Raw genomic sequence first — 16,073 nt, 5'->3', positions numbered from 1 at the left:
CGCCGACCGATCGGAAGGTGACAGCAATGCAGCTCGACAAGCAGATCGTCCTGGTGACCGGCGGTGGCCGGGGCCTCGGTTCCGCCATCGTGCGCTCGTTCGCGGCGCAGCACGCGCGGGTGGTCGTGAACTACCGCAACAGCCGGGAAGCGGCGGAGGAGCTCGCGGCTTCCCTGGGCGCGGACCGCGCGGTCGCGCTCCGGGCCGACGTCACCGATGCCGCGCAGGTGGCTGCGCTGTTCGCCGCCGCGGAAGAGCACTTCGGATCGCCGGTGACCACGGTGATCAACAACGCCCTCGCCGACTTCTCCTTCAACGGCGACGCACGCGACAAGGCGGACGTCATCACGTGGGAGGCCTTCGACTCGCAGTTGCGCGGCAGCGTGCAGGCGACCCTGAACACCACGCAGGCCGCGCTGCCGGGCATGCGCGCGCTCGGGTTCGGCCGCATCGTGAACGTCGGGACCAACCTGTTCCAGAACCCCGTCGTCCCGTACCACGACTACACCGCCGCCAAGGCCGCGGCGCTGTCGCTGACCCGCACGCTCGCCGCCGACCTCGGGCCCGACGGCATCACCGTCAACATGGTCTCGGGCGGACTGCTGCGCACCACCGACGCGAGCGCCGCCACCCCCGACGAGGTGTTCGACCTCATCGCGGCGAGCACTCCGCTGCAGCGGGTCACCACCCCGGACGAGTTCGCCGACGCGGTCCTGTTCTTCGCGTCTCCGTGGTCGCGTTCGGTGACCGGCCAGAATCTCGTCGTCGACGGCGGACTGGTCAAGGACTGACATGAGCGACGCCCGGCAACTGCACTTCAACGCGTTCCTCTTCGGCTGCGGGCACCACGGCGCCGCGTGGCGGCACCCCGCCTCGCAGGTGGAGCGGCTCAGTGACATCGCCTACTACGAGGAACTGGCGCAGACCGCGGAGCGGGGTTGCCTCGACGCGGTGTTCTTCGCCGACGGGCATTCGGTGCGCGACCCCGCGTCCGGGGGCATGTGGTTCCTCGAACCGCTCACCGCGCTGTCCGCGATGGCGCGGGCGACCGAGCGGGTCGGTCTCGTGACGACCGTGTCCACCACGTTCTACACCCCGTTCCACGCCGCGCGGATGCTGGCGTCGCTCGACCACATCAGCGGCGGCCGCGCCGGCTGGAACGTGGTGACGTCGATGTTCGACGCCGAGGCCCGCAATCACGGTCTCGAGGAGATGCCGCCGCACGACGACCGCTACTCGCGGGCCGCGGAATTCGTCGACGTGGCACTCGCACTGTGGGATTCGTGGGAGCCCGACGCGCTCGTCCTCGACCGGGAGGGGCTCTTCGCCGATCCGGCCAAGGTGAACCCGGTCGGGCATCGGGGCAAGCATTTCCTCGTCGACGGCCCGCTGACCGTGCCGCACTCGCCGCAGGGCCGTCCGGTGCTGTTCCAGGCGGGCGCGTCCGATCAGGGCCGCGACCTGGCCGCCCGGTGCGCCGAGGGCATCTACGCCGTCGCCTACGACCTCACGGCCGCGCAGAGTTACTACGGCGACGTGAAGCGGCGCATCCGTGCCGCGGGCCGCGACGCCGACGCGGTGACCGTGATGCCCGGTCTCGTCACCTACGTGGGCTCGACCACCGAGGAGGCGCGCAGGAAGAAGGCGGAACTCGACGCGCTCCTGCCCGTCGAACAGTCGCTGGCGCAGTTGTCGATGTTCGTCCAGCAGGATTGCAGCGCATGGGAATTGGACGCACCCGTTCCCGCGCTGCCGCCGCTGTCGGAGTTCACCGGACCGCAGGGTCGGTACGACACGATCCTGCGGATCATCGAGAAGGACCGTCCCACTGTGCGGTCGCTGCTGGGCACGTTGGCGGCAGGCGGCGGGCACTGCACCATGATCGGCACCCCGGAATCGATCTCCGACGAGATCGAGGTGTGGTTCCGCGGCGGCGGCGCCGACGGCTTCAACCTGATGCCGCCGCTCTACCCGAACGGGCTCGCGGACTTCGTCGACGAGGTCGTCCCCGTCCTGCAGCGGCGGGGGCTGTTCCGCGCGGAGTATGAGACAGCGACCCTGCGCGACCATCTCCGGGGTCGCCGATAGTTGCCACCACAAAGAACACAACCTTCTCTAAGTACGCAACAGTGACTGTGAGCGTCCCTCCCCCCGACACTGGCTGTTATCGCGATCACATCGCGGTGCAAGCTCGGACGAGGAGTGGCAATGCTGGTAGCACTCGGCTTTCTGATGGTGGCCGTGTTCATGTTCTTGATCATGTCCAAACGGGCCACTCCCGTGGTCGGGCTGATCGCCGTCCCGGTCGCATTCGGCATCGCGGCCGGGGCGGGTCTCGGCATCGGCGACATGATCACCGACGGGATCAAATCGCTGGCCCCCACGGCCGCGTTGCTGTTCTTCGCGATCATCTTCTTCGGGATCATGATCGACGTCGGCCTGTTCGACCCGCTGGTGAAACTCATCCTCCGGCTCGTCCGCAACGACCCCATGCGGCTCGTCGTCGGCACCGCGGTCCTCGCGATGGTGGTGTCTCTGGACGGTGACGGATCCACGACGTTCATCATCGTGACGTCCGCGCTGTTGCCGCTGTACATGAAGCTGAAGGTCAGCCCCGTCGTGCTCACGGTGGTCGCCGGCCTGGCCAACGGTGCGATGAACATCGTCCCGTGGGGTGGACCGACGGTTCGGGCCGCCTCGGCGCTGGGCATCTCGCCGTCCGACGTGTTCGTCCCGATGATCCCGTCGCTCGTGGTCGGACTCGTCGTCGTGCTGCTGTTCGCCGTGCAGCTCGGCTACAGCGAACGCCGCCGCATCGGCTCACTCGAGCTCACCGACGAGCGCCTCCTCGTCTCCGCCGGCTCCGGCCTCCGCCGCTCCGGCTCGGGCTCCGGTGGCAGCGGTGACGCACCTCGGACGGGTGGCGGTTCCGGCGACGCCGGTTCGGACGACGGCCAGGGCTTCGTCGACGGCCTCGACCCCCAGCGGCCCACGCTGCGACCGAAGCTGTTGTGGTTCAACATGCTCGTGACCGTGGCGCTGCTCGTCGTGCTCGTGATGGACGTGCTGCCGATTCCGGTGCTGTTCATGGTGGCCGCGGCGATCGCGCTGACCGTGAACTTCCCGCGGGTCAAGGAACAGCAGGAAGCGATCACCCGGCACTCGTCGAGCATCGTCTCCGTCGTCGCGATGGTGTTCGCCGCGGCCGTACTCACCGGCGTGTTCCAGGGCACCGGAATGGTCGAGGCGATGGCGCAGTGGCTGCTCGAGATCATCCCCGCCGCGCTCGGACCGCACCTGGCCGTCATCACCGGCATCCTGAGCCTGCCGTTCACGTTCTTCATGAGCAACGACGCCTTCTACTTCGGCGTCATGCCCGTGCTCGCCGAGACGGCGTCCACGTACGGCATCGAGCCGGTCGAGATGGCCCGCGCCTCCATCACCGGCCAGACGTTCCACATGCAGAGCCCCCTCGTCCCGGCCATCCTCCTGCTCGTCACCCTGGCGGGTGTCCCGCTGGCGGACCACCACAAGAAGGTGCTGTGGCGCGCGGCGCTGGTGTCGCTGTCGATGCTGGTGGTCGGTGTGGTCCTCGGGCAGATCCCCTGGTGACCTAGTCCTCCCCCGGTGACCTGATCGCCGGAGTCGGCGTCGGTGGCGGGCCCCTCGGGGGTTGCGCCACCTTCGCCGCTCCGGTCGGCGCCGGAACCCGCAGTTCGAAAACTCTGTCGGGGATTGGCAGGTGAACAATACTTCGACGTAGTGTTCCCCGGGTTATCGACGATGAAGGAGTGGAACTGTGGCGCGCAAAGTTGTTGTCGAACGCATCGACGACATCGACGGAACTCCGATCAAGAGCGGTAAGGGGGAGACCATTCCGTTCTCAGTCGACGGCGTCGACTACGAGATCGATCTGAAGCTCAAGAACGCCAGGGAATTCCACAAGACTCTCGAGTTCTACATCGAGCATGCGACCCGGGTCGGGGGAAGGAAGCGCCGGTCGACCACTGCGGTGGATCCGTCGCAGGGGCGGGGGCAGGCGAAGGAAATCCGGGAATGGGCGACGGCGCAGGGCTATGAGTTGTCCGCGCGCGGACGTATTCCCGCCCAGATCGAGGAAGCGTACAACGCGGCGCACTGAGACCGCGTCGTCGCTTGGTGGTCGAACGCCCCCAGCCGCCCCCGACCGGGCCGGCTGGGGGCGGTCTTCGGACGCAGCCGTCAGTACCGTCGCGCTGCGTGAAACGTCATGGAGTTCAAGGCTACTCGCGTGACCGGTCGCCCCGGGGCGGGAGCGTGGACGACGGTGTCGTTACCCGCGTAGATCCCGGCGTGGCCGCCCCCGTAGAAGAGGACGACGTCACCGGGCTGCAGGTCGTCCCGGTCGACGGCGGTTCCGTGCAGGAGTTGCTCGTGGGTGGTGCGCGGAACCGATATGCCCGCCTGTTTGTACGCCCACTGGACGAGGCCGGAGCTGTCGAAGGCGCTGTGGTCGCCGGCGCCGCGGGTGCAGGCGATGCCGATTCTGGTGGTGGCGGCGCGCAGGGCGTGGCGTCCCGGCCGTACCGGATCGGCGCGAAACGTCTGAACCAGGTGAAGTCCGTGGTTTCCGGTGTGGGGGTTCATGCCGTCGGTACTCCCGTGCGCTCGGTGTGGTGTCGCGTCTGCGGGGCGCGCTCTGATTACAGGGTGGCCCCGACACGGGCCGGACGCACCGGCCGAATTACCTGGATATGTGCCTGTCTTCCTGTCATGTGTCGCCGGGTTCGCGGTCCGGCGACAAAATTATGCGATCTGGTCGGTTTGGTACTCGCGAGTAGTGCATGCCCCAATTAACGTCGACAGGTAATAATTAAGCAAAGAGGAGTGGTCCGCTGCGTCCTGTGGGCTGGGATGGAGGAAGGCGGACGATGACGATCCGACAAACCGCGAACTGTGCCCTCGGCGTCGCGCGGCTGGCGTTCGACGCTGGAGCCGCCCTCCTGTCCGTTGCCGTGGCCGTACCGGTCGCCTTCGTCGCGGGCGAGGCGAGAACGATGGCTCACACAGCGCGCGGCGACATCACGCCGGACCCCGAACATTCGGACCGGGAGCACGTGCACGACCTGGGGACAGTCGTCGAACTGAGCTAGCCGGCACGGCGGGAACGGCGCAGCCGCAGCCGGGCGTAGGTGACGACCCCGAGCACGCAGCTGATGAGCACCAGCATGGCGATGCTGAGCAGCCACCACGACGCGGCGTGCTGCCACAGTGTGTCGGGCTCGGTGCCGGTGGCGTTGGTGCGCAGGTCCACCGTCGAGGCGGCGGCCGCGAACCCCCAGCGGGACGGGAAGAGCCACGACAGCTGTTCGAGGACTTTGCGTCCGGTGATGGTGATCAATCCTCCGCACATCACCAGCTGCACCATGATCGTGACCACCAGCATCGGCATCACCTGCTCGTTGGAGCGCGCCACCGAAGACAACGCCAAACCGACGAGGACGCAGGAGCAGGTGGTGACGGCGATGTCCACGATCAGTTCGACGGAGCCGGAGGGAATCAGGCTGCCCCGGCCCGGAAAACCCTTGCCCACGAACACGATCACCACCATGATCACCGACTGCACGATCGCGGCGGCGCAGAACACGACGATCTTCGCCGTCAGGTAGGCGGACGGGAGCAGCCCGGCGGCACGTTCGCGGTGATAGATCATGCGCTCGCCGACCAGGTCACGGATGGTCAGTGAGCATCCCATGAAGGCGGCGCCGAGGATCAGCACGACCAGGATCTGGGTGAGTTCGCCGGATTCGTCGAGGCCGGACGGGCCGAACCCGGTGTCGCCGGGCACGAGCACGGCCAGCCCGCCGAGCACGAACGGCAGCAGGGACAGGAAGATCAGGTACCCGCGGTCGGCGCGGATCAGCCGCGCCTGGCGGCGGGCGACGGTGCTCAATTGCTTGCGCCGCGAGGTGTGCGCCGGACTGCCGAGCGGTCCCGGCGGGCTCGGGGCCGGCGCCTCCACCGACGGGCGGGTGGCGCGGTAGTCGGCGAACACCCCGTCGGGGTCGGCCGCGACCCGGGCGAAGATGTCGGCCCAGTCGGTGCTGCCGAGCGCCGCCCCGACCCGGTCCGGCGGGCCCACGTACGCGGTCTTGCCGCCCGGTGCGAGGAGCAGCACCTGATCGCACATCTCGAGGTACGACAGCGAATGGGTGACGATGACGACGACGCGGCCCGAGTCGGCCAGCCGGCGCAACGTCGCCATGATCTGCCGGTCGAGCGCGGGGTCGAGGCCCGACGTCGGCTCGTCGAGGATCAGCAGGGACGGGCCGGTGAGCAACTCCATCGCGACGGACGCGCGTTTGCGTTGTCCGCCGGACAGCCGGTCGACTCTCGTGTCGGCGTGTTCGGTCAGTTGCAGTTCGTCGAGGACCGTCGCGATCACCTCCTCGCGGTCCTCTCGGCTGGTGTCCGGCGGCAGTCTCAGCTCCGCCGCGTAGCCGAGTGCCTGACGGATGGTCAGCTGGCGGTGCACGACGTCGTCCTGGGGAACCATCCCGATGCGGGAGCGCAGCACCTGGTATTCGGCGTGCACGCTGCGTCCCTCGAATTCGACCACACCCTCCGTCGGACGCTCCGACCCGGAGATGATGGTGGCCACCGTGGTCTTGCCCGCGCCGGAGGGGCCGATCACGGCGGTGAGACTGCCCGGCTGGGCGGTGAACGTGACGTCCTCGAGCAGGCGTCGCCCGCCTTCGATGGTGAGTCCGACGCCGTCCACGCGCAGACCGCCCGCGGTCGGGGCGACCACCCGGCGGGGAACGAGTTGCCCGTCCCGGACGCCGAAATCGGTGTTGCCGATCGTGACGACGTCGCCGTCGGTCAAGTACGCGCGCGACACCCGGGCGCCGCCGACGAACGTTCCGTTGACGCTCCCCAGGTCGTCGATCTCGAGGCCGGACGGCACGTGGTGGACGATGGCGTGATGGCGTGAGGCCAGCACGTCCCGGACGACGATGTCGTTGTCGGGTGACCGCCCCACCGTGAGTGATCCCGCCGGAGTCTCCTCGTGCGGTGGCTCGGCCGGGGGGCGGGGTGTCCCGACGCTGATCGTCGACTCGTCCCATCGGGCGCCCACGTCCTGTCGCGTCGCGTCCGGATCCTCGACCGAGATCCGGACTACCGGGCCCTCGGTCGCGTCACCCAGGCGGACGCGGACGGGACTCGTGACGGGGACGTTCTCGCGGCGCTCACCGTCGACATAGATCCCGTTCTTGCTGCCGGAGTCGACGAGCTGCCAGCCGTCGTCCCAGGTGAGCTGCGCATGTTCGCGCGACACCACGGGGTCGACGATCGTGACCTCCAGCTGCGGATCCCGGCCGATGCGTACGGTTTTGCCCGCGCTGTGGCTCGTGCGGCCGTGTTGGGTCTCGACCACGACCCGCGGGTGAGCTGTGTTCGCCCGGTCGTCCATCGCCACGGCCTCCGGTCAGCGTCATCGGGCGTAGAGCGTCGACTCCTCCATGGTCGCACGCACTCCCCGGGCCGCGTGGGCAGAACGGGTACTCCCGAACCGGGGCCGTGAGTGAGGAACACTGGGCCGGGTGAGTACGTCCCTGGCGAATCCCGGTGTCGGACTGGCCGTGCTGTGCACGGTGATGGTCGTGTGCGCGGCCGTGGTCTACCGCTTCACCCGACTCGGTAGTCCCCTGACCGTGCCCGCCGCGGCGATCCGGGGCGCCGCCCAGCTCGCCGCGGTGTCCCTGATCCTGGCCGCCGCTCTCGCTCAGCTGTGGTCCTCGGTCCTCGTGCTGGTCGTCATGTTCGCGGCGGCGGTGGCGACGTCCGCTCGTCGCGCGAAGGCCGGGCGGTCCGCCTGGTGGCTGGCGCTGTCGCTCGCGGCGGGAGTGGGCACCGTTCTGCCGTTGATGCTGGTGAGCGGGGTGGTTCCGCTCGAGGGTGTCGCTCTCGTTCCGGTCGGCGGGATCGTGCTCGGCGGCGCGATGACGGCCACCTCCCTCGCGGCGCGGCGCGGGCTCGATGCGGTCGAACAGCGGTGGGGTGAGGTGGAGGCGGGGCTCAGTCTCGGACTCAGCGTCCGCGACGCCCGCCTGGAAGTGGTCCGGTCCGCCGCCTCGGACGCGTTGCTTCCGGGGCTGGACCAGACCCGGACCGTCGGGCTGGTCACCCTGCCGGGGGCGTTCGTCGGGGTGCTGCTCGCGAGCGGGTCCGCCGTTCAGGCCGGCGCCGTCCAGATCCTCGTACTGGTGGGGCTGCTGCTCGCGCAGACCTGCGCGGTGGCCGTGACGATCGAACTGGTGGCCAGGGAGGCCGTCCGCCGGCCGCGAGCGCACGCCGTGCCCACCTGAAATCTCCGGCTACTGCCTCGGTCTGGCCCGAACCCCGGTCGATCCCGTGGCCGGTCCCGCATACTGGGCGGTGGTCGGTCCCTGCTGACGAGGCGGTGTCGCGTGGTGCTTCCCGAGGTATTGGTGGTCGGAGCGGGTCCTGTCGGTCTGACGGCGGCGATCGAACTGCGCAGGCGCGGCGTCGCCTGCCGCATCATCGATCCGCTGCTCGAGCCGCCGCAGTACGCGAAGGCGGTGGGAATCCAGCCGCGCACCCTCGAGGTGTTCGAGAGCATGGGTGTGCTCCGGAACATCCTGGACGCGTCGATCGAGATGCTCGGGCAGATCGTGTACGTCAACGGCGACGAGGTCGCCCGAATGGACCTGTCGCTCCCGGCGGACATCCCGTTCGAATTCATCGGGCTGCCCCAGTACGAGACCGAACGCATCCTCACCGGGCACCTGGCCACGTTCGGCACCACGATCGAACGCGGAAGGAGACTGACGGCGTTCGAGCAGGACGATGACGGCGTCGTCGCCACGGTCACCGGGGCGGACGGCGACGAAACCGTCCGAACCCAGTACCTTTTCGGCTGCGACGGCGCCCACAGCGTGGTCCGCAAGGGCCTCGGCCTCACCTTCGAGGGCGGTGCGTTCGTCGAGCAGTACATGCTCGGCGACGTCGAGGTCGACTGGGCGATGCCGCGCGGCTACGGAATCCGGTCGATGCATCAGACCGACGGCGAGACCGACGACCTGCTCGTGTGCATCCCGCTGCCCGGGCGCCGCCGCTACCGGATGTCGATGCTGGTGCCCAGCGACCTCGCCGGCACCGGAACTCCCGCGGCCGACAAGATCGCGCACGGATTCGAGGCCGGACCGGCACCCGAGCTGAGCCACATCCAGGCCGTGCTCGACCGGCTGTCGCCCCAGCCGACGCGGGCGTCGAACCTTCGCTGGTCGTCCGTCTTCCGAATCAGCCACCGCATCGTCGACTCGTACGGTCGCGGACGGGTGTTCGTCGCGGGCGACGCGGCGCACATCCATCCGCCGACCGGTGCGCAGGGCATGAACACCGGCATCCAGGACGCCCACAACCTGGCGTGGAAGGTCGCGCTGGCGGTGTCCGGTGCCGCGGCCCCCGATCTGCTGGACAGCTACGACGCCGAACGGCGTCCGGTCGGGGAGGAGGTGGTGGGACGCACCGTGCGCAGCGCCCGGGAGGGGATCGGGGCGGGGTCTTCGGATCCCGACTACGTGATCCGCCGCGAGGCGCAACTGCTCATCAGCTACGCGGACAGTCCGATCGTCGGCCGACCGGCGTCGAATGCGGGCCTTGCGCCCGGCAGCCGGGCGCCGGACGCCCGCGGGCTGACCCGCACCACCGTCGCGTTTCCCCTCCGGCTGTTCACGCTCCTCGCGGGACCGAACCACACGCTGCTCCTGTACGCCGACGACTCGGTCGACGCGCGCGGGCTCGAACTGCTCGAGGCCGCCGCGACGTCGGTGGACGCGGCGACCGGCGGACTCGTCGACACGTATCTCGTCGCGTCGCCCGCCGCCGAGGTCGGAGAAACGGTGCTGCCGTTGATCCGGGATCGCGACGGCGAGTTCGCCCGCGCCTACGGCGCCGAGGGTTCCGCCGCGTTCGTCGTCCGTCCGGACGGCTATCTGGGATTCCGGCAGAGTCCGGTCGCCGTCGACGGCCTCACCGAGTATCTGAAGCCGACTTTCCGCTGAGTTCGACGGTCGTGGGCAGGCCGCGCCGGATGTCACCCGGCGCGGGCTTGCCGAGCGGTGCCCCGGCCCGGGTCGCCGAATCGAGCAGCCACGGCACGCTCGTGACCATCACCCCGGACGTGAACAGCAACCGGCCCTTGAGGCGTAGCGCATTCTGGTTGTGCAGCAGGTGTTCCCACCAGCGACCGACCACGTACTCGGGGATGAAGATGGTGACGACTCCGCCGGGAATCCGTTTCCGGACGGATTTCACGTATCCCACGATGGGGCCGGTGACTTCCCGGTAGGGCGATTCGAGGACCTTCAGCGGCACCGGAATCTCGTATTTCTCCCACTCCCGCTGCAGTGTCGTGGTGTCGGCGCCCAGCACGGTGACGGCCTCGAGCGTCGTCGGATGGGTGGCGCGGGCGTACGCCAGGGCGCGTGCGGTGGGTTTGTTGAGCACGGACACCAGCACGATGGTGTGCACCGCGGAGGGGAGGGTGAAGCTGTCCTCGTCGACGACGAGGAGCGCCGCGGTCCGGTCGTAGTGCCGGCGCACCCCGCGCATCAGGAAGAACAGGATCGGCATCGCGATGACCACCAGGTAGGCGCCCTGGGTGAATTTCGTGATCGTGACGATGACCAGGACGGTGCCGGTGAGGAGGGCGCCGGTGCCGTTGAGCGCCCGCCTGCCGTGGATGCGTCGCCGTTCGCGGGAGTCGGATTCGGTTGCCAGCACACCGTTCCAGTGCCGGACCATGCCCGCCTGGCTGAGGGTGAAGGACGTGAACACGCCGAGGATGTACAGCTGGATGAGGTGGGTGACGGACGCGTGGAACAGGACGATCAGTCCGCCCGCCGTCACCGCGAGGAGCACGATGCCGTTGCTGAACGCCAACCGGTCGCCGCGGGTGTTGAGCTGGACGGGAAGGTAACGGTCGCGGCCGAGCACCGACGCGAGCAGCGGGAAGCCGTTGTACGCGGTGTTCGCGGCGAGCACGAGGATCAGCACGGTCGCGGCCTGCACGTAGAAGAAGCCGAAGTTGGTGGTGCCGCCGAACACCGCGGCCGCGATCTGGGCGATGACGGTGCGCTGCGGGTCGGTCTCGCAGTTTCCGGCGAACCCGATCAGATCGCACGGGTTCACCGCGACGTGCACCTTGGTGACGATGGCCAGCGCGGTGATTCCCGCGAACATCACGATGGCCGTCGCCGCCATCGCCATGAGGGTCTTCGCGGCGTTGGCGCTCTTCGGTTTACGGAACGCGGGCACCCCGTTGGAGATGGCCTCGACCCCCGTCAGCGCGGTACATCCGGACGAGAACGCGCGCAGCGCGAAGAACACGAGGGCCAGACCGGTCAGCCCGGACAGTTCCGGTTCGATGGTGTAGCCGGCGCTTTCGGCGACGGGCGTCGAACCGGCCGCGACGCGGATGAACCCCGTCACGATCAGGATCATCACACCGGCGATGAACCCGTACGTCGGGAAGGCGAACGTGGTCCCCGATTCGCGGATCCCGCGCAGGTTCATCACCGTCAGCAGCACCACGAACGCCACGGCCAGCGCCACCCGGTGCGTGTTCAGCGCGGGCACCGCCGAGATCAGATTGTCGACGCCCGCCGAGACCGACACCGCCACCGTCATCACGTAATCGATGAGCAGCGCGGACGCCACCGTCAGGCCCGCGGACGGGCCGAGGTTCTTGGTGGCCACCTCGTACGAGCCGCCGCCGCTGGGATAGGCATACACCACCTGGCGGTACGACAGGGCGACGACCGCGAGAAGCACCACCACCCCGACCGCCAGATACGGTGTGAGATAGAAATACGCGAGACCGCCCAGGGACAGGATCAGCAGGATCTCCTGCGTCGCATACGCGACGGACGACAGCGGGTCGGACGCGAAGATCGGCAGCGCCAGACGCTTGGTCAGCAACTGCTCGCCGAGATCGTCACTGCGCAGCGGGCGTCCCAGAGCCAGCCGCCGGACCGCTCGAACGAGAGCCACCACCAGTTCAGCGTAGAACCGCGGCGGGGTGCAGCGCGGGTTTTCGCTCTCAGGCCGCGCCGCACCCCGCCGGAGGGCTACACGTACGCAGGCCGGCGTGTGGCGCCGGGTGCCCGGGTGCGCTGCCGCTCCAGAACCTCGGCCCGCGCCTCGTCGTCGGTGGCGAGGTCGACGATCGCCGCGGCCAGGGCGTAGGCCCCGTCGACGATGGCGTCGTCGGCGCCCGGCGAGATCGCGTCGGCCGCGAAAGCCGCTGTGTGCGGCGCGGCCGTCGAGCCCATCACCCCGATCAACGGGTGGATCGACGGGAGGGCCTGGGAGACGTTGCCCATGTCGGTCGATCCGCCGCCGAGTACGCCGCCGTTGCGTGGTGTCATCACCCGGCCCCGATGCCCGAGGGCGGCGTCGAAACGGTCGGCGAGGAACGGGTGCTGGACGAGGGGCTCGTAGATCGGGTCGACGGGGGTGACGGCGTAGCTGCATCCGGTGGCCGTCGCGGCGCCGTCCACGCAGGCAAGCACCTTCTTCTTCAGTTCGGCGGTCTCCGCGAGGTCGAAGGATCGCACCTCGGCCTCGACGACCGCGGTCGCCGGAATGATGTTGGAGACGTCGCCACCGGACAGCGTGACGGCGCTGACGCGCACGGTGTCGGGCAGGTGCTGCCGCAGCAGTCCCACGGCCACCTGCATGACCGTGGCCGCGTCGCCCGCGTTGATCCCCATGCTCGGTGCGGCTGCCGCGTGCGACGCCCGCCCGGTGAACTCGACCCGGAACCGGTCGCGGGACTGCGACGTGCTCCCCGCCGTGGGGACCACGACGCCGGGACCGGGGTGGACCATCAGCGACACCGTCGCGTCCTCCCAGGCGCCGGCCTCGAGCATGTGGGCCTTGCCCGCGCCCTTCTCCTCGGCCGGCGTCCCGAGAAGCTTGACCCGGATGCCGAGTTCGTCCGCCACCCGGGACAACGCGATCGCCGCCCCCGCTCCGGCAGTCGCGATGATGTTGTGACCGCACGCGTGCCCGATGCCGGGGAGGGCGTCGTACTCGGCGCACACCACGACCGTCAGCTCACCGCTGCCGTACACGGCCTCGAGTGCGGTGTCCTGCCCCCACACGCCTACTTCCACCGCGAAACCGGCATCGCGGAGCAGGTCGGCGACGAGCGCCGCCGAACGATGTTCCTCGAACGCGAGTTCCGGATGGGCGTGCAGGTCGTGGCTCGTGGCGACGAGGCGGTCGCGCCATTCGAGGACGGTGTCCTCGACACGTCGCTTCAATTCCTCGGCTACTGCGTTCGGGCCGCCGGAGACGTCGGTGTCGCCGGCAATTGCGGTGTCGGTCATGAACTTTCCTTTCTGGAGGGAACGGTCGTCACGCCTCGGCGGGCGCGACGGCGGTGACGGTGGGCGCAGGGTGGTCGGCGGCGGGTCCGCGGGTCACCACCGCGAGGCCGGCGACGGCGAGCGAGAGCAGCCCGCAGATCACCCACACCGCTTGGTACCCCGCCTCACTCGTGATCACGGAACCGCTGTCGAGCGTCGCCGTGAACCCGGACATCACCGCCGTGAAGCTGGCGCCGGCGATGGCACCGGCGACGGTGCGGGCACTGTTGTAGAGGCCCGATGCGATGCCGACCGAGTCCCGCGGCGCCCGTGCCACCACCACGTTGGGGAGCGCGGAGATGATGATGCCGTTGCCGAGACCGGACACGACGAGCCACGCGAGGACGCTGACGGTGTCCGAGTGCAGCACCGTGAGCAGGGCGTACCCCAGTGCGGCGGTGACAGCGCCGACGATGACGGCCGTGACATCGCCGACCCGCGCACCGAGCCGCGGTCCGACGAACGTGCCGGCGAACGCCGCGATCGACGCGAACACGAGAACCAGCCCGATCAGCGACGACGACAAGCCGAGCCCGAATCCGGCCGCTGCCGGGTCGGTGCCGACGAAGAGCGCGATCGGGGTCTGGCTGCCGAACAACTGGGCACCGAACAGGGCCGCGAGCAGGATCGGCAGCCCGACACCGGCACGGCCGGAGAGCATCGCGAAATCCACCAGCGGCGAGGACACCCGCCGCTCGAGCACCACCCACAGGGCGAGAAGCGTGCCGCCGAGCAGGAGCCCGCCCAGCACCGGCCCCGACGTCCACCCGAACCTGTTGCCCGTGCTGATCGCGAACAACGCGAACGCCAGTCCCGCCCCCAGGAGAATCGCCCCGGCCCAGTCGAGGCGGCCCGACGTGCGCGCCGTCGTTTCGGGGACGAAGAACACCACGACGACGAGCGCGATCGCCATGAGTGCCGCCGGAACGAGAAGCAGCACAGTGAGATTCAGGAACGATGCGAGGACCCCGGACAGGACGACGCCGACGCTGGCACCGAGCGTGAGCCCGCCGACCAGCAACCCGATCGCTTTCCCGGACTGCTCCCCGGCGCGCTCACGCACGATCGCGAACTCGAGCGGCAGGAACGCCGCGAGTGCGCCGGTGATCGCCCGGCCCAGGATGAAGATGCCGTACGTCGGGGCGAGCGCCGACACGACGCTGCCGACCGTGACCATCGCCGTCGCGACGACGAGCATTCGCTTGTGTCCGTACTGGTCGCCCATCTTGGCGAGCAACGGCACGAGGACCGCGGTCGCGAGCAGATAGCTCGTCTGCACCCAGTTCAGGTCGGCGGGACCGACCGAGTACTTCTCGCCGATCGCCGAGAGGACCGGACTGAACCAGGCCTGGAGGAATCCGCTCGACAGTTCCATGGCGAAGAGGAACCCGACGAAGCCGGCCGCGGCGCCGAGACGCCGGTCGGAACCGGCGCCGGTGGGGATGGGGGATCGGAGTGCTCCCATGTGTGACCTCCAATGTTGCAGGTCGCCCCGCGAGGCGACATGACAATATGAGCGAAACGACCGAGTCGATGCGTCCGAGTGTTGGGTGAGTGAGTTTCTGCGGTGTAAATGCGCAGAAATTGACGCTGAGGAGGTGCTGATATGCAGGAGAAGACGCCCACGGAGGACGAACTTCGACTAATCCACGCGTTGCAGGTGTGGCCGCGGGTGCCGTGGTCGCAACTCGGGCCGATCCTCGGGGCCGACCCGGTGACTCTCGCGCGACGGTGGTCCGGGCTGAGCGAACGGGGCATGGCCTGGGTGACGGCCCAGCCGCCGATGTCCGATGCCGCGCGCGGCGCGATCGTCGAGGTCGAGTGCGTCGCCGGGTCGATCGACGCGGTGATCACCGAGTTGTCCCAGGACACCGAGTGCATGTCCGTCGACGTCGCCTCGGGTGGTCGCGACCTGATCCTCACCGTCGGCTGCCCCGACCCGACAGCGTTCAACCGGTACGTCGTGTCCCGCGTTTCGGGCATCCCCGACGTCCGCACCGTTCGCACGCACCCGGTGATCACCGCGATCTCGGGGGCATCGCAGTGGCGTCTGCGCGCCCTCGACGCCGACGAGTCGAGCGCGATCGACGCTGCCCGGCGCCGGGACGCCGCCCGGCTCTCGGCGATGTTCGCCCGTCCGCCGGTCGCCGAACGCGACATCATCTCCATCCTGTCCCGCGACGGTCGTGCGAACACACGGACCGTCGCGGAGGCCCTCGGGACCTCCACACGGCGGGCGCGCGAACGGCTGAGCGCGACACTCGCGTCGGGCGCGTTCGAATTCCGCACGGACATGCCGCGCTGGGCCTCGGGGTATCCCGTCTGCGCGTGGTACTTCCTCCGGGTTCCCGCCGCCCAGATGGTCAGGGTCGGCGCCAACCTGAGCGGGCTGCCCGCGGTGCGGACGGTGTTGTCGGTGGCCGGGCCTGCCAATCTTCTGGTGTCGGTGTGGTTGCGCGCACTCTCCGACGTGGAAGGGCTCGAAGCCGTTGTCGAGCAGAAACTGCCCGCGGTCAGCATCCTCGACCGCTGCCTCGTTCTCGGCGTCCGCAAACGCATGGGCCGGGTGTTCGACGAGGACGAGTTGCCCATGCAGATCGTGCCGTGGCCGGGAACGTCTACATGATCGAGCTC

13 protein-coding genes are annotated in these 16,073 nt (G+C 69.2%); 8 read left to right on the top strand and 5 right to left on the bottom strand.

The features are described from left to right. Positions 1–26: 26 nt before the first annotated feature. The 4 genes from P3H15_RS15925 (at position 27) to P3H15_RS15910 (ending at position 4,141) form a co-directional block, all read left to right on the top strand. On the top strand, positions 27–791 hold the full coding sequence (locus P3H15_RS15925) for a 3-oxoacyl-ACP reductase (RefSeq protein ID WP_276138139.1): 765 nt from the start codon (positions 27–29) through the stop codon (positions 789–791). 1 nt (position 792) lies between these two features. Beyond that, on the top strand, positions 793–2,088 hold the full coding sequence (locus P3H15_RS15920) for an LLM class flavin-dependent oxidoreductase (RefSeq protein WP_276138138.1): 1,296 nt from the start codon (positions 793–795) through the stop codon (positions 2,086–2,088). 84 nt (positions 2,089–2,172) lie between these two features. Next, positions 2,173–3,612, top strand: coding sequence for an SLC13 family permease (locus P3H15_RS15915; protein WP_346348782.1), 1,440 nt, complete (start codon positions 2,173–2,175; stop codon positions 3,610–3,612). Positions 3,613–3,799: 187 nt separating this feature from the next. After that, positions 3,800–4,141: an Lsr2 family protein gene (locus tag P3H15_RS15910; protein WP_276138136.1), complete on the top strand. Its 342-nt coding sequence runs from the start codon at positions 3,800–3,802 to the stop codon at positions 4,139–4,141. A gap of 80 nt (positions 4,142–4,221) precedes the next feature. On the opposite strand, the gene P3H15_RS15905 is transcribed toward P3H15_RS15910, so the two are convergent. Next, a complete protein-coding gene (locus tag P3H15_RS15905; RefSeq protein WP_276138135.1) occupies positions 4,222–4,626 on the bottom strand; it encodes a C40 family peptidase in 405 nt (134 codons plus the stop codon). A 284-nt stretch (positions 4,627–4,910) separates the two neighbouring features. Between P3H15_RS15905 and P3H15_RS15900 the strand changes: the two genes are divergently transcribed. Continuing rightward, complete coding sequence (locus tag P3H15_RS15900; RefSeq protein WP_072943100.1) at positions 4,911–5,132, top strand: hypothetical protein; 222 nt, start codon at positions 4,911–4,913, stop codon at positions 5,130–5,132. Here P3H15_RS15900 and P3H15_RS15895 read toward each other — a convergent pair. Further along, positions 5,129–7,453 carry an ATP-binding cassette domain-containing protein gene (locus P3H15_RS15895; protein ID WP_276138134.1) on the bottom strand — a complete coding sequence of 775 codons (2,325 nt, stop codon included), beginning with the start codon at positions 7,451–7,453 and terminating at the stop codon, positions 5,129–5,131. The two genes, P3H15_RS15900 and P3H15_RS15895, sit on opposite strands and share 4 nt — an antisense overlap. A gap of 130 nt (positions 7,454–7,583) precedes the next feature. On the opposite strand from P3H15_RS15895, the gene P3H15_RS15890 reads away from it, so the two are divergent. Further along, positions 7,584–8,348 (top strand): ABC transporter permease, encoded by a 765-nt coding sequence (locus tag P3H15_RS15890; RefSeq protein WP_276138133.1) that lies wholly within the window; start codon positions 7,584–7,586, stop codon positions 8,346–8,348. Positions 8,349–8,450: 102 nt separating this feature from the next. After that, a complete protein-coding gene (locus P3H15_RS15885) occupies positions 8,451–10,067 on the top strand; it encodes an FAD-dependent monooxygenase (protein WP_276138132.1) in 1,617 nt (538 codons plus the stop codon). Here the strand turns inward: P3H15_RS15885 and P3H15_RS15880 are convergent. The 3 genes from P3H15_RS15880 to P3H15_RS15870 form a co-directional block, all read right to left on the bottom strand. Then, a complete protein-coding gene (locus P3H15_RS15880) occupies positions 10,036–12,060 on the bottom strand; it encodes an APC family permease (RefSeq protein WP_276138131.1) in 2,025 nt (674 codons plus the stop codon). The genes P3H15_RS15885 and P3H15_RS15880 overlap by 32 nt on opposite strands. A gap of 74 nt (positions 12,061–12,134) precedes the next feature. Next, on the bottom strand, positions 12,135–13,400 hold the full coding sequence (locus P3H15_RS15875) for an amidohydrolase (RefSeq protein WP_276138130.1): 1,266 nt from the start codon (positions 13,398–13,400) through the stop codon (positions 12,135–12,137). Positions 13,401–13,428: 28 nt separating this feature from the next. Then, positions 13,429–14,904: an MFS transporter gene (locus P3H15_RS15870; RefSeq protein ID WP_276138129.1), complete on the bottom strand. Its 1,476-nt coding sequence runs from the start codon at positions 14,902–14,904 to the stop codon at positions 13,429–13,431. A 141-nt stretch (positions 14,905–15,045) separates the two neighbouring features. Between P3H15_RS15870 and P3H15_RS15865 the strand changes: the two genes are divergently transcribed. Continuing rightward, a complete protein-coding gene (locus P3H15_RS15865; protein WP_276138128.1) occupies positions 15,046–16,065 on the top strand; it encodes an Lrp/AsnC family transcriptional regulator in 1,020 nt (339 codons plus the stop codon). Positions 16,066–16,073 lie beyond the last annotated feature (8 nt).

Source organism: Rhodococcus sp. T2V, from assembly GCF_029269925.1.
GTDB lineage: Bacteria > Actinomycetota > Actinomycetes > Mycobacteriales > Mycobacteriaceae > Rhodococcus_F > Rhodococcus_F koreensis.
Note: the sequence above shows the minus strand (reverse complement) of the source record. Positions and strands in the feature narration are given on the sequence as shown.

Bases quoted from the DNA above. Each gene is read 5' to 3' on its own strand.
- P3H15_RS15925 (WP_276138139.1), top strand. From the start codon at position 27: ATGCAGCTCGACAAGCAGATCGTCCTGGTGACCGGCGGTGGCCGGGGC.
- P3H15_RS15920 (WP_276138138.1), top strand. From the start codon at position 793: ATGAGCGACGCCCGGCAACTGCACTTCAACGCGTTCCTCTTCGGCTGC.
- P3H15_RS15905 (WP_276138135.1), bottom strand. From the start codon at position 4,626: ATGAACCCCCACACCGGAAACCACGGACTTCACCTGGTTCAGACGTTT.
- P3H15_RS15900 (WP_072943100.1), top strand. From the start codon at position 4,911: ATGACGATCCGACAAACCGCGAACTGTGCCCTCGGCGTCGCGCGGCTG.
- P3H15_RS15895 (WP_276138134.1), bottom strand. From the start codon at position 7,453: ATGGACGACCGGGCGAACACAGCTCACCCGCGGGTCGTGGTCGAGACC.
- P3H15_RS15875 (WP_276138130.1), bottom strand. From the start codon at position 13,400: ATGACCGACACCGCAATTGCCGGCGACACCGACGTCTCCGGCGGCCCG.
- P3H15_RS15870 (WP_276138129.1), bottom strand. From the start codon at position 14,904: ATGGGAGCACTCCGATCCCCCATCCCCACCGGCGCCGGTTCCGACCGG.
- P3H15_RS15865 (WP_276138128.1), top strand. From the start codon at position 15,046: ATGCAGGAGAAGACGCCCACGGAGGACGAACTTCGACTAATCCACGCG.